This window comes from Herbaspirillum sp. BH-1 (assembly GCF_002870055.1).
Classification (GTDB): domain Bacteria; phylum Pseudomonadota; class Gammaproteobacteria; order Burkholderiales; family Burkholderiaceae_D; genus Herbaspirillum; species Herbaspirillum frisingense.
This window is the reverse complement of record NZ_PKOI01000006.1, coordinates 272,672-285,704: the sequence shown is the minus strand read 5'-3', so window position 1 is coordinate 285,704 and position 13,033 is coordinate 272,672. Positions and strand designations below refer to the sequence as shown.

General features: G+C 62.1%; 11 protein-coding genes and 1 tRNA gene. 2 read left to right on the top strand and 10 right to left on the bottom strand.

Going from position 1 to position 13,033, the window contains the following annotated elements; all coding sequences use genetic code 11:
- Window positions 1-29: 29 nt before the first annotated feature.
- Window positions 30-665: a TetR/AcrR family transcriptional regulator gene (locus tag HBH1_RS11055; protein ID WP_102662794.1), complete on the bottom strand. Its 636-nt coding sequence runs from the start codon at window positions 663-665 to the stop codon at window positions 30-32.
- Between the two features lie 230 nt (window positions 666-895).
- Between HBH1_RS11055 and fusA the strand changes: the two genes are divergently transcribed.
- Window positions 896-3,001, top strand: a complete 2,106-nt coding sequence (gene fusA / locus HBH1_RS11050) for an elongation factor G (RefSeq protein ID WP_006461379.1) — start codon at window positions 896-898, stop codon at window positions 2,999-3,001.
- A gap of 96 nt (window positions 3,002-3,097) precedes the next feature.
- On the opposite strand, the gene HBH1_RS11045 is transcribed toward fusA, so the two are convergent.
- Window positions 3,098-4,411: an MFS transporter gene (locus tag HBH1_RS11045; RefSeq protein ID WP_102662793.1), complete on the bottom strand. Its 1,314-nt coding sequence runs from the start codon at window positions 4,409-4,411 to the stop codon at window positions 3,098-3,100.
- Between the two features lie 68 nt (window positions 4,412-4,479).
- Window positions 4,480-5,292 carry a class II aldolase/adducin family protein gene (locus HBH1_RS11040; protein ID WP_006461377.1) on the bottom strand — a complete coding sequence of 271 codons (813 nt, stop codon included), beginning with the start codon at window positions 5,290-5,292 and terminating at the stop codon, window positions 4,480-4,482.
- A gap of 172 nt (window positions 5,293-5,464) precedes the next feature.
- On the opposite strand from HBH1_RS11040, the gene HBH1_RS11035 reads away from it, so the two are divergent.
- Window positions 5,465-6,352, top strand: a complete 888-nt coding sequence (locus tag HBH1_RS11035; RefSeq protein WP_102662792.1) for a LysR substrate-binding domain-containing protein — start codon at window positions 5,465-5,467, stop codon at window positions 6,350-6,352.
- A 259-nt stretch (window positions 6,353-6,611) separates the two neighbouring features.
- On the opposite strand, the gene HBH1_RS11030 is transcribed toward HBH1_RS11035, so the two are convergent.
- From HBH1_RS11030 to rpmH, 7 genes are all read right to left on the bottom strand, one after another.
- Window positions 6,612-6,688: transfer RNA gene (locus HBH1_RS11030), tRNA-Asp, on the bottom strand.
- Window positions 6,689-6,797: 109 nt separating this feature from the next.
- Window positions 6,798-7,391 carry a nitroreductase family protein gene (locus HBH1_RS11025; RefSeq protein ID WP_102662791.1) on the bottom strand — a complete coding sequence of 198 codons (594 nt, stop codon included), beginning with the start codon at window positions 7,389-7,391 and terminating at the stop codon, window positions 6,798-6,800.
- 326 nt (window positions 7,392-7,717) lie between these two features.
- Window positions 7,718-9,118, bottom strand: coding sequence for a tRNA uridine-5-carboxymethylaminomethyl(34) synthesis GTPase MnmE (gene mnmE / locus HBH1_RS11020; protein ID WP_006461364.1), 1,401 nt, complete (start codon window positions 9,116-9,118; stop codon window positions 7,718-7,720).
- 152 nt (window positions 9,119-9,270) lie between these two features.
- A complete protein-coding gene (yidC, locus tag HBH1_RS11015; RefSeq protein WP_006461363.1) occupies window positions 9,271-10,986 on the bottom strand; it encodes a membrane protein insertase YidC in 1,716 nt (571 codons plus the stop codon).
- 16 nt (window positions 10,987-11,002) lie between these two features.
- Entirely contained in the window at window positions 11,003-11,344 is a 342-nt protein-coding gene (yidD, locus tag HBH1_RS11010; RefSeq protein WP_102662790.1) for a membrane protein insertion efficiency factor YidD, read from the bottom strand.
- A 6-nt stretch (window positions 11,345-11,350) separates the two neighbouring features.
- Window positions 11,351-11,764 carry a ribonuclease P protein component gene (gene rnpA / locus HBH1_RS11005; protein WP_102662789.1) on the bottom strand — a complete coding sequence of 138 codons (414 nt, stop codon included), beginning with the start codon at window positions 11,762-11,764 and terminating at the stop codon, window positions 11,351-11,353.
- A gap of 26 nt (window positions 11,765-11,790) precedes the next feature.
- Complete coding sequence (gene rpmH / locus HBH1_RS11000; protein ID WP_006461360.1) at window positions 11,791-11,928, bottom strand: 50S ribosomal protein L34; 138 nt, start codon at window positions 11,926-11,928, stop codon at window positions 11,791-11,793.
- Window positions 11,929-13,033: the final 1,105 nt, after the last annotated feature.

The following is a 13,033-nucleotide window of genomic DNA, read 5'->3' as shown; positions in this document are numbered from 1 at the left end:
TGTCCCTTGCCAGCACTGGCATCGCGGTGTCAACTGCCCGCCTCCACCAGCACATTCTCCAGCGGCAGCATGGCGTGCTTGAGCGTGGCGGCCAGCCGCGCATTGGACACCCCGTCCCGGGCGCCCAGCGCCAGCCCGTTGAGGAAGCTGGTATAGAAATCGCCCAGCGCAGTCACGTCGGCATCGGCGCGAATCTCGCCATCGCGTTGCGCCTGTAGCAGGCGGGCGCGGATCTCGTTGCGGCGCTTGTGCCGGCGTTGCGACAGCGCATCACTGTGTTCGCTGTTCTCGGGGGCACAGTTGATGGCGGAAATCACCACCATGCAGCCTTTGCCAACCGGCAATCCTGGTAACTCGGATTTGCCGGAATACATGCGCACGCTGGCGCGCAGCATGGCCTGCAGATCTTCGCGTATGCCCTTTCCAGCCTGCAACAGGCGCAAGGGTTCGGCGCTGACCGTGCGCGAATAGACTTCCACCACCTCCCGGAACAAGGCATCCTTGTCGCCAAAGGCGGCGTACAGGCTCGGGGCCTTCACGCCGATGGCATCGGTCAGGTCGGCCATGGTGGTGCCTTCGTAACCCTTGTTCCAGAAGACTTGCATGGCCTGGCGCAATGCCTGATCGCGATCGAAACTGCGCGGGCGGCCGCGGGTTCTTATCATCGGTGTCCTTTGCGGGGTGTTACCCCAATCGGTAATGGATTCGTCAGGCAGTGTAGTTTATTTTAATCTGGGTTACAAAAATAATTGCAAACCCCTTGAATAATCCCGCAGTCGTTTCTATTATCTAATGCTCGTTACATAAATAAGCGTGTACCGGACAGGATTGGTGGTCCATGACCACCTGTTTCCCACCTCATCAGTCAAATAGGCACCCATCGAAAGGACATGCCATGAGCCGCAAGACCCGAATAGAAAACTACCGCAACATCGGTATCAGCGCCCACATCGACGCGGGCAAGACCACGACCACCGAGCGCATTCTTTTTTATACGGGTGTGAATCACAAGATCGGCGAAGTGCATAACGGTGCGGCCACCATGGACTGGATGGAGCAGGAGCAGGAACGCGGCATCACCATCACCTCGGCCGCCACCACCGCCTTCTGGAAGGGCATGGCCGGCAATTACCCCGAACACCGCATCAACATCATCGACACCCCGGGCCACGTGGACTTCACCATCGAGGTGGAGCGTTCCATGCGCGTGCTGGATGGCGCGGTGATGGTGTACGACTCGGTGGGTGGCGTGCAGCCGCAGTCCGAGACCGTCTGGCGCCAGGCCAACAAGTACAAGGTGCCGCGCATCGCCTTCGTCAACAAGATGGACCGCATCGGCGCAGACTTCTTCCGCGTGCAGCGTCAGATCGAGGAGCGCCTGAAGGGCAAAGCCGTCCCCATCCAGATTCCGGTGGGCGCGGAAGACCACTTCTCGGGCGTGATCGACCTGGTCAAGATGAAGGCCATCATCTGGGACGAGGCCAGCCAGGGCGTGCTGTTCAAGTACGAAGACATCCCGCTGGAGCTGGAAGAGACCGCACGCGAATGGCGCGACCGCATGGTCGAACAGGCCGCCGAGGCCAATGAGGAATTGCTGGAGAAATACCTCTCCGGTACGCCCCTGACCGAGGACGACATCAAGCGCGGCCTGCGCCTGCGCACGGTGGCCAACGAGATCGTGCCGATGCTGGCCGGCAGCGCCTTCAAGAACAAGGGCGTGCAGGCCATGCTGGATGCGGTGATCGACTACCTGCCCTCGCCCATCGACGTGCCGGCCATCGCCGGCCATGCCGAGGACGACAGCGAGATCGAGCGCCATCCGTCGGACGAGGAACCGTTCTCGGCCCTGGCCTTCAAGATCATGACCGACCCGTTCGTGGGGCAGTTGACCTTCTTCCGCGTGTATTCCGGCCTCATCAACTCCGGCGACACGGTCTACAACCCGCTGAAGGGCAGGAAGGAACGCCTGGGCCGCATCCTGCAGATGCACGCCAACGAGCGCAAGGAGATCAAGGAAGTGTTCGCCGGCGATATCGCGGCGGCCGTGGGTCTGAAGGACGTGACCACCGGTGACACGCTGTCGGACCCGGAGCACCCGATCATCCTGGAACGCATGATCTTCCCGGAACCGGTGATCTCGCAGGCGGTGGAGCCGAAGACCAAGGCCGACCAGGAAAAGATGGGCATTGCCCTGAACCGCCTGGCGCAAGAGGATCCGTCCTTCCGCGTGCATACCGATGAGGAATCGGGCCAGACCATCATGTCGGGCATGGGCGAGCTGCACCTGGAAATCCTGGTGGACCGCATGAAGCGCGAGTTCAACGTCGAAGCCACCGTCGGCAAGCCGCAGGTGGCTTACCGCGAAGCGATCCGCAAGGGCGTGGAAGACGTGGAAGGCAAGTTCGTCAAGCAGTCGGGCGGGCGCGGTCAGTACGGCCATGTGGTGATCAAGCTGGAGCCGCAACCGGCCGGCAAGGGCTACGAATTCGTCGATGCCATCAAGGGTGGCGTGGTCCCGCGCGAATTCATCCCGGCGGTCGACAAGGGTATCCAGGAATCGCTCAAGGCCGGTGTGCTGGCGGGTTATCCGGTGGTGGACGTGAAGGCCACGCTGACCTTCGGGTCGTATCACGACGTGGACTCCAACGAAAACGCCTTCCGTATGGCGGGCTCGATGGCCTTCAAGGAAGCGATGAAGCGCGCCGGTCCCATGCTGCTGGAGCCGATGATGCAGGTCGAGGTGGAAACGCCCGAGGAATTCATGGGCAACGTGATGGGCGACCTGTCCTCGCGGCGCGGGATGGTGCAGGGCATGGAAGACATGGTGGGCGGCGGCAAGCTGGTGCGCGCCGAAGTCCCCCTGTCGGAAATGTTCGGCTACTCGACCACGCTGCGTTCGCTGTCGCAGGGTCGCGCCACCTACTCGATGGAGTTCAAGCACTATGCCGAGGCGCCACGGCAGGTGGTGGAGCAGTTGACCGGTAACAAGGCCCGCGGCTGATTGCCTGGCCTGCGCAGGCAACCGGGGTTCTACGCCGGGTAGTCACAAAGCCGGGGCATCTTGCGATGTCCCGGCTTTATTTTTAGAGACGGCCAGTCAACGTGGCTGGTTGACCTTCTCCCTGGCCATCGACAGGGCAATCGCCGCCGCCACGACCAGGCTGGCCGAGATCACATACAGGCCGTTGTTGGTGCTGTGCGTGACATCCTTGATCCAGCCGACGATGAAGGGGCTGACAAAGCCCGCCAGGTTGCCCACCGAGTTGATGACTGCGATCCCTGCGGCGGCAGCGGCACCCCGCAGGAAGGCCGGTGGCAGACACCAGAACTGCGCCAGGCCGGTGATGATGCCCATGGTCGCCAGCGTCAGCGTGGCCACGGCCACCAGCGGCGTCTGCGGCAGCAGGGTACTGGCAATCAGGCCGACCATCCCCAACAGCGCCGGCAGGGCCACGTGCCAGCGGCGTTCACCGGTGCGATCGGAGTGCGTGCTGGTCCAGATCATTGCCAGGGTGGCGGCAGCATAGGGGATGGCGACCAGCCAGCCGATGGTTTCAGGGCTGCTCACACCGGAGGCCTTGATCAACGTTGGCAACCAGAAGCCGATGCCGTACAGGCCCATGATGAAACCGAAGTAGGCCGCCGACAGCACCCACACCATCGGATGTCGGAATCCGCCCAGCATCGAATGCTCGCTGACCTTGGCGTCGTCGGCGTCGATATTGGCCTGCAGCAGGCGCTTCTCGTCATCGTTGAGCCAGGAAGCCTTGTTGATCCCGTCGTCCAGGTATTTGAGCACCATCACGCCCAGCAGCAGCGAAGGCAAGGCTTCGATCAGGAACAGCCACTTCCATCCCGCCATGCCATGCGCACCATCGAAGGTCGCCAGGATCCAGCCCGACAGCGGACCGCCCAGTACCCCGGCCATGGGGATGCCGGTCATGAACAGCGACGTCACCTTGGAGCGCCGGGCCGAGGGGTACCAGTAGGTCAGGTAGAGAATGATGCCAGGGAAGAAGCCGGCCTCCGCCACGCCCAGGAGGAAGCGCATGATGTAGAAGACGGTAGGCGTCTGCACGAACATCATCGCGCCGGAGATGATGCCCCAGCTGAACATGATGCGGGCAATCCAGCGGCGCGCGCCGAAGCGATGCAGCATCAGGTTGCTGGGTACTTCGAAGATGAAATACCCGAGGAAGAAGATGCCGGCGCCCAGACCGTACACGGCCTCGGAAAACTGCAGTTCATTCAGCATCTGCAGCTTGGCGAAACCGACGTTGACGCGGTCGAGATAGGCGACCACGTAGCAGATGAAGAGGAAGGGAATCAGGCGCCAGGTGACTTTGGCATAGAGCCGCTCTTCGGCGGCCGGCGCAAGCCCGGCGTGGCCGGTGGCGATAGTGGTGGTCATGGGGTCTCCGTTGTGATGGGGTATTGCTGGCCGGCCGCCTCTGCGGGGGCTCGGCCGCTATTGCCGGCTCAGGTGAACATGTCGGGCTGGGTCGCCACCAGGTCGTCGTAGATGGGCTGGAAGTGTAACCAGCCGATATAGTCGCTCCCGACGTGTTCGCGGCTGTAGCGGGCCTTGTCTTCGGGCACCAGGCGCGGCGTCTGGCCGCTGGCGGCGATGAGCAACTGCTGTTTGCAGCAGCGTTCCAGGGCGATGAACCAGAAGGCGGCCGATTCGATGCTGTGGCGGCTGGCGGTCAACAGCCCGTGGTTCTGATGGATGGCCGCCTTCACGCCGGCAAAGGCATTGGCCACGCGATGCCCGGCCTTGACCTCGACGGCGACCTGACCAGCCTCGTCGCCGATGACCACGTGGTCTTCGAAGAAGGCGGCGGCATCCTGGCTGATCGGCAACAGCGGCTGGCCCAGCGTGGAGAAAGCGGTGCCGTATTCGGTATGGGCATGGCACATGGCGACGATCTCGGGATGCGCTTCGTGCACGGCCGCATGCAACACGAAACCGGCGCGGTTGACAGCATAGTCACCTTCGACCACGCGACCTTCGTGATCCACCAGGATCAGGTTGGACATACGCACCTGATTGAAATGCACGGCCATCGGATTGGTCCAGTACAGGTGGGGACGTTCCGGGTCACGCACCGTCAGGTGGCCGGCGAAACCGTAGTCGAAGCCTTGCTGTGCGAAGGCGCGGCAGGCCGCGACCAGGCGCTTCTTGAGGTAGAGGCGCTGCTCGTCGAAGCTCTTGAACTCGGGAATCTCGGGGAACCTCAGGCCCAATTGCTCGGGCTGGTAGACAGATGTGCGTTTGACGGTGTCGAGCATGATGCGGTCTCCTGTTATCGGGAATGAAGGGGCGCAGGTAGTCTTCCTGACGGCTGGCTGCCATGGTGGCAGTACGCCCGCGCGTTGACAAAAGACCTGTTTTCACCGATTGTTGAATCTGGCTCAACCATAAGCCGTTCCGCCGCACACTCCACCCTGCCAGCCATCCGCCATGCGCAAACTGCCTTCCTTCTTCTCGCTACGTGCCTTCGAGGCTGCTGCCCGGCTGGGCAGTTTCACACTGGCGGCACAGGAGCTGCACCTGACCACCTCGGCCATCAGTCACCAGGTACGCTCGCTCGAGGAGTGGTGCGGCAAGGAGTTGTTCATCCGCCAGACCCGGCGGGTGACGCTGACCCTCCAGGGGCAGCTGTTTCTGGGCAAGCTCTCCCCGGCCTTCGATGCGATCGAAGACGCCTGTGCGGTGTTCCGCCAGGCCGATGAGCGGGCCGTGCTGGCGGTGCATTGCGCGCCCAGCTTTGCCAGCAAGTGGTTGAGTCCGCGCCTGGGGCAGTTCATGCAGGCGCATCCGGCGATCACCCTGCAGATGTCCACCAGTGCCGAGCCCATCGACCTGCAGCGCGATGCCGCCATCGATATCGACATTGCCTACGGCGCCCCGCCGCACCGCGATGGCGTCCTCGTCGAAGCCCTGGGCATGGAACCGACCGTACCGCTGTGCTCTCCGGCTCTGCTGCAGCGTCATGCCATCCGTGGGCCGCTGGATCTGCTGGAACTCACCCTGATCGAATCCAAGCTCAATCCGGTGCGCTGGAAGGACTGGTTCGACCTGCACGGCGTGCGCCTGCCGCCGCGCGCCCATCCCTCCTTCGACCGTGGCTCGCTGGCAGTAGCCGCCGCCGTCGATGGCCTGGGCGTGGCGCTGGAGACGGCGCGCTTCGCCGAGACCGAACTGGCGCGCGGAGACCTGGTGCGGCTGGACGAGAATGTCTTCAAGCCCATCCAGAAGGAAATGCACTTCCTGTGCTATCGCCGGGGAGACGCCGGCATGCGGGCGGTGAAGGCATTCAGGGAATGGATACGTACGGCTGCGGGCTAAACCGGCGAAGACCACGTGCAACGCGGCTAGTCCGCTTGTTTATACAAGCGCAAAAACAAAAACGCCCCGTTCTTGCGAACGAGGCGTTTTATTTGGCGGAGCGGACGGGGCTCTCCTACACATGCGCAGGCCGCGGAATCGCTTGCAAGCGATTCCCTTCTCGCCCCGCCCGGAGCCGCGCAGGCGGCTCCCTCCACTCCACAGGTTTTTGCTGCGCAAAAACAAAAACGCCCCGTTCTTGCGAACGAGGCGTTTTATTTGGCGGAGCGGACGGGGCTCGAACCCGCGACCCCCGGCGTGACAGGCCGGTATTCTAACCAACTGAACTACCACTCCTAAAACCGTTTCAGCCGTCTTTGCTTGCTGAAAGAACGCTATTATAGGAGAGCTTTTTTTAAAAAGCTAGCCCCTCTCCATAAAATTGCGAAATATTTTACGGTCAGGCTCACGCCTTGAATTTGCCTTCGAATGCCAGCTTCGACAGCGGTTCGCGCGGGCTGGGGACTTCGCGGGCTTGCAGGCCTTCCGGCAGGACGGACTTGTCGCCCAGCTTGCCGATGACGACCATGGCTTCCACCGAGAATTCGGCCGGCACGTTCAGTTCGGTACGGGCCTTGTCCTTGTCGAAACCGGCCATGCCGTGGGCATGCCAGCCGGACAGCGAGGCTTGCAGGGCCAGGTAGCCCCAGGCCGAGCCGGTGTCGAAGGAGTGGGTCGGGGCCGGGACGACTTCGGTCGCGCCAGGGGGCAGCATGACGGTACGCGACAGCACAACGATCAGGACCGACGCGTTGGCGCACCAGGCGCGGTTGAATTCGTTGAGCAGGCCCAGCAGGCTGTCCCATGCAGGCGTGCCGCGACGGGCGTAGACGAAGCGCCAGGGCTGGGCATTGTAGGCAGAGGGCGCCCAGCGGGCGGCTTCCAGGAAGGTCAGTACGGTTTCTTCGGAAATCTCGGCGCCGTTGTAGGCGCGGGGGGACCAGCGGTTCAGGAATTGCGGATCGATGGGGTAGTCGGCGTTGCGCGGATTGGCGGACATGCTCTTTTCCTGTGAAGTTGTTTTTGAGGGATGAATTCAGGCAGCAGGCATATTAGCAGTGCCGCCTTTTTCGTGCAGGGCAGCAAAGGGTGTGGCGGCTGCACGGCCGCGCCAGCCATAAAAAAACCCGCGCACCTTGCGGCGGCGGGTTAAATCCAATTCTCAGGGGTGATGAATTGGAGGGGGAGGAACTTCAGAATAACGATGCTCGCTTCCCGCCTCCAAGCTTTTTACACGCTGTAACATCCGTTGCAATTCTGCAGTGGACTGTGGGGAATCTGTCAGGAATGGCATCCGCACCATCCCCGTCCCCATCGGTGCCACACCTACTTGCCGATACAGAAACGCGAGAAGATCACGCCCAGCAGGTCATCCGGAGTGAACTTGCCGGTGATGCTGGACAGGCGCTCCTGCGCCAGCCGCAACTCTTCGGCGAACAGGTCCAGCGCGTGCTCGCCGGCCTCGTTGTCCAGGGCCGCATGGGCCGCTGCCTGGGCCAGGTGCTCATCGGCCGCCTTCAAGGCCAGCAGGTGGCGCTCACGTGCCAGGTAGCGCGATTCCACCGTCTGCTGCCAGCCGGCGATGCGCAGCAGTTCTCCACGCAGCAACTCCACGCCCTGCCCTTCGGCCGCCGACAGGTAGACATGGGTGGCGTCGGGCATCTGGTCCACCGCCGGCTTGTGGCCGGAACGGTCGATCTTGTTCCAGATGCGGATGATCGGCACGCCCTCGGGGAAACGGGCGGTGATATTTTCGTCTTCCAGTGTCGGTCCACGGTCGGCATCCAGCATGTGCAGGATGACATCGGCCTTGGCCACCTCGGCCCAGGTGCGTTCGATGCCGATGCGCTCGACCTCGTCGGGGCCACTGCCATCGGCGCCAGCCTCGCGGATACCGGCGGTGTCGATGATGTTCAGCGGCATGCCTTCGATCTGGATGGTCTGGGTCACCTTGTCGCGGGTGGTACCGGCGATGGGGGTGACGATGGCCACGTCCGAACCGGCCAGGACATTGAGCAGCGAGGATTTGCCGACATTCGGCTTGCCCGCCAGCACGGCGTTGAGACCATCGCGCAGCAGGGCGCCCTGGGCGGCATGGCGGAAGACATCTTCCAGCGTGCTGCGGATGGTGGCCAGCTGACCACGTGCATCACTCTGCTTGAGGAAGTCGATCTCTTCCTCGGGGAAGTCCAGCGTGGCCTCCACCAGCATGCGCAGCCGGGTGACCTGATCGACCAGCTCGTGGATCACCTTGGAAAAAGCGCCGGAGAGCGACTCCGAGGCCGACTTGGCGGCCGCCTCGGTGGTGGCTTCGATCAGGTCGGCCACGGCCTCGGCCTGGGCCAGGTCGATCTTGTCGTTGAGGAAGGCACGCTGGGTGAATTCACCCGGCTCGGCCAGGCGCAGGCCGATCTCGGCGCCGGCCTGGACACAGCGTGCCAGCAACATCTGCATCACCACCGGGCCGCCATGGCCCTGCAGTTCGAGCACGTCTTCGCCGGTGTAGGAATGCGGGCCCGGGAAATGGATCGCCAGACCCTGATCGATGGCGCTGCCGTCCTCGTTGAGGAAAGGCAGGTAGGTGGCGTGGCGCGGCGCCAGGCTGTCGCGCCCGCACACCGCGCGGATCACCGGTGCCAGGTTCTTGCCGGAAATGCGGACCACGCCGATGCCGCCGCGTCCGGGAGCGGTGGCGATGGCGGCAATGGGAGAAGAATCGAAAGTCATCTGCGTCTACTTGTTGTTGTGTGATCAAAACACGCCGGATCCCCCCTTCGGGCCAGCGGTAAAGACAATGTTAAACCTGACGAGCGCGTAAGACCGAAAAAAAACCCGTGGAATCCACGGGTTTTTCCTTTGATGGCCTGCAGGAACCAGCTTTACTTGGTCTTGCCGCTCTCGATATTGCGGGTGATCACCCATTGCTGCGCGATCGACAGGATGTTGTTGGTCACCCAGTACAGCACCAGGCCGGACGGGAAGAAGAAGAACATGAACGAGAACACCAGCGGCATGAACATCATCACCTTGGCCTGCACCGGGTCCGGCGGGGTCGGGTTCAGCTTGGTCTGCAGGAACATCGAGGCAGCCATGATGATGGGCAGCAGGCCGATGGGCATGTTGAAGTAGGGGATGGTGCCGAACAGGCGGTCCGGTGCGGTCAGGTCATGCACCCAGCCCAGCCACGGCGCGCCGCGCATTTCTACCGATGCCAGCAGCACCGAGTACAGCGCGATGAACACCGGGATCTGGATCACGATGGGCAGGCAGCCGCCCAGCGGGTTGATCTTCTCGGTCTTGTAGAGCGCCATCATCTCGCGGTTCATGGCCTGCGGATCACCCTTGTGGCGTTCACGGATGGATTGCATCTTGGGCGAGACCGCCTTCATCTTGGCCATGCTGCGATAGCTGGCAGCCGACAGCGGGAAGAACACCAGCTTGATCAGCACCGTCAGCAGGATGATGGTCCAGCCCCAGTTGCCCACCAGGTTGTGGATGTGGGTCATCAGCCAGAAGATGGGCTCGGCGATCACGGTCAGGTGGCCGTAGTCACGCACCAGGTCCAGGCCCGGGGCGATGGCCTGCAGGGTCTTGGAGACGGTGGGGCCGGAGTACAGCTGGCTGTCCATGGTCACGCTGGCGTTCGGCGCCACGGTACCCAGCGGCAGGATGGAACCGACCGCATACAGGTTGTCGCCGACCTTCTTGCTGAAGACGTCGCGCTGGGCCTTCTCCGGCGGGATGAAGGCCGAGACGAAGTAGTGCTGCACCATCGCGATCCAGCCGTTGTCGGCCTTGTTCACGTGCTGCTGCTTGCCGTTGGCGATCTTCTCGAAGTCCAGCTTTTCGAAGTGTTCGCTGTCGCTGTAGACGGCCGGGCCGGTGAAGGTGCTGTAGAAGTGCGACTCGCCGCCCGGCTTGTTGCCGTCGCGCACCAGCTGCAGGTACAGCGAGGGATTGATGGCCGCGCCGGTGGCGTTGGTCACCGTGTGCTTGACGTCGATCAGGTAGCTGTCGCGCTTGAAGGTGTAGGTCTTGGTCAGCTTCACACCACCCTGGTCGGCCACCAGCACCAGTTGCACTTCATTGCCGTTGTCCAGCGAACGCGGACCCGGCTGGGCGGTGAAGATGGTCTTGTGGTTGGGGAAGGGGCCGCCGATCAGGCCCGACTCGGCCAGGTACATATGGCCGGGCTCGGAATCGAAGAGCACCACGTTCTTGGTCGGATCGACCACGTCCGGCTGCTTGAGCAGTTCCAGGCGCTTCAGTTCGCCACCGACGGTGTCGATGCTGGCCTTCACCAGATCGGTCGTGATGGTGATGGTTTCGCCCTTGGTCGCCACGGCGTTGCCGTCCGCGCCCGGCACTGCGCCAGGGGTACCGGCAGCGGCCGGCGCCGGCGTACCTGCCTGCGGGACAGGCGAACCGGTCGGGCTGGCGGTGGGTGCGGCCGGATTGGCGGCGGCTTGCTCCTGAGTCGGGGTGGCCGACGGGAAGAACATCGACTGATGTCCGTTATGGCGCATCCAGCTATCCCAGAGCAGCAGCAGGGAGAAGGAGAATACAACCCACAGGACGGTACGTTTGATATCCATATGCGTATTGATGAGTTCAGGAGTGGCTGCAACCGTCAGCGGCCACAGGGGGAGAAACCCGCGCAGCCGGGGGCTGCGACGAAGTATTCGGAAAATCGGGAGAAGACGCGGAAGACTGGCTCATCGCATGCGCCCGCGCTTCGGCCGAACCCGGCACGAAATCCAGTCCGCCGGCATGCCAGGGATGGCATTTGCACAGGCGCTTGCCGGCCAGGAGGCTGCCCTTGAGCGCGCCATGCACGCGCACCGCCTCGGCGGCGTAGTCGGAACAGCTGGGATAGAAACGGCAATTCTGCCCCAGGAACGGGCTTACTCCCAGCTTGTAGGCACGTAACAGCAGGAGCAAAGGCGTTTTCATCACTTCCTATTTCCTGGCAAATGCCGGCGCGTTCGGCAAGAAGGCGAACAACTGCAGCAACTCGGCCCGCAGCATGGCCTTGACGCTGGCACTGCGGGCCGGATCCTTGCGTGCATTGACCGGGCGCGACAGGCGCACGATGCAATCCACGGCGGGCAGTTCGGCCTGGCGGAACAGCTCGCGCGTGGCACGCTTGATCGTATTGCGGGTCACGGCACGCGGCGCGAGCCGCTTGGCCGCAACCACGCCCAGGCGGGCCTGTGGCAGGCTGTTACGGCGCGCATACAACACGAAGTGCTCGGTACGATACACGGGGCGCAAACGAAAAACGGATGAAAACTCATCCGTTTTAACGATTCGCCGATCGCGTGGGAAGTCGCCTGCTTGACGTGCTGGAAGCGGTGAGCGGACGTCCGTCACACGAAACGGCAGCGCAATGCCCTGGCTTAAACAGCAGCCAGACGCTTGCGGCCCTTGGCGCGACGGGCGTTGATCACGGCACGGCCGCCACGGGTTGCCATACGGGCACGGAAACCATGGGTACGCTTGCGACGCACGACGGAAGGTTGGTAAGTACGTTTCATGTTGGACTCGCTAAGTTGGGCTGCCTTGGAGCAAACAGCAAAAATAAATCGGAATTCTGGAACCGCTTTCGGTGTGCCTGTTCCGCATCACCGATGCCCTGCCGCCATATAAGCCGGCAGCCCCTGCATCGCTGACACCATTTGTTGGCCTCTGTCGCTGGCGGCCTGGCTTACCGGGGTAATCGGGCGACCTGCAACTGAAACAGCACTGCGACGGCACCGCGCGCAATTCTTCAGATGGTGAACCCTGAATTAGACTGCATTTTCTACTTAGCTGTCAATGACTTATGTGCTTTTGAGGCCGCTGATGGCAGCCAACGGCCGAGTTCGCGACAGGAACGTGGCAGATTAGCCTCGCCGACGACAGGGACAGGAAAGAAATTGCCATGACGACGTGATTCCCATCCCCTTCCGCCACTGCAATTCTGCCAACGCATGGAGTCCATGCACACGCCTCATGCCTAACTGCGAAAATCATCTAAAGCATTTCACAGCGCCGTACTGGCTCACGGGATGAGGCAGAACAGCAACACCCCAGGCTTGCGACCGCCCTCGTTACAAAAAAGATGGTGGCTCCACGCCGCTGGTAGAAATAAGTCATACCGGGCTGGCACGATTCCAGCTATAAGGAACTAGGGGTAGTCATCAGTGTGCAAATCGCACCGCAACCAGGAGACGACAAACACAGGCGGGAACGCCTGCCAATCTGACCAGGCGGATATTGTCTGCCGGTTTTCTCCCGACGGCCATCAGGGTTTTTACGATGGCACGCTGCGCGAAAATAGCGCACCGTGAGGTCAACCGCTACAGCAATCCGCACATTGAAAGAGCATGGACAGAAGATTGCTTCGCAAATAGCGCGAAAGAATGGCGCGAAGGGATCGTTCCCGGCGGATGGATCATTTTCACCATGACTTCCGGGAGTTCAGAAAATCTTCGCATCAGATGAACCATGCTGGTCACAATGGATCACTACCTGGAAGCAAAAGACGAAGTAAAAAAGGACTAGAATAAAAAACAGAACTGAAAAGTTCTTCGCATCACGCTGTAGATGCTACGGCTTTCAAAGAACACACCGGCAATGACGCTTTCCAGAGTCACCGAC

Excerpts from the sequence above, each read along its gene's own strand:
- HBH1_RS11055 (WP_102662794.1), bottom strand. The coding sequence starts at position 665 with ATGATAAGAACCCGCGGCCGCCCGCGCAGTTTCGATCGCGATCAGGCA.
- fusA (WP_006461379.1), top strand. The coding sequence starts at position 896 with ATGAGCCGCAAGACCCGAATAGAAAACTACCGCAACATCGGTATCAGC.
- HBH1_RS11045 (WP_102662793.1), bottom strand. The coding sequence starts at position 4,411 with ATGACCACCACTATCGCCACCGGCCACGCCGGGCTTGCGCCGGCCGCC.
- HBH1_RS11040 (WP_006461377.1), bottom strand. The coding sequence starts at position 5,292 with ATGCTCGACACCGTCAAACGCACATCTGTCTACCAGCCCGAGCAATTG.
- HBH1_RS11035 (WP_102662792.1), top strand. The coding sequence starts at position 5,465 with ATGCGCAAACTGCCTTCCTTCTTCTCGCTACGTGCCTTCGAGGCTGCT.
- HBH1_RS11025 (WP_102662791.1), bottom strand. The coding sequence starts at position 7,391 with ATGTCCGCCAATCCGCGCAACGCCGACTACCCCATCGATCCGCAATTC.
- mnmE (WP_006461364.1), bottom strand. The coding sequence starts at position 9,118 with ATGACTTTCGATTCTTCTCCCATTGCCGCCATCGCCACCGCTCCCGGA.
- yidC (WP_006461363.1), bottom strand. The coding sequence starts at position 10,986 with ATGGATATCAAACGTACCGTCCTGTGGGTTGTATTCTCCTTCTCCCTG.
- yidD (WP_102662790.1), bottom strand. The coding sequence starts at position 11,344 with ATGAAAACGCCTTTGCTCCTGCTGTTACGTGCCTACAAGCTGGGAGTA.
- rpmH (WP_006461360.1), bottom strand. The coding sequence starts at position 11,928 with ATGAAACGTACTTACCAACCTTCCGTCGTGCGTCGCAAGCGTACCCAT.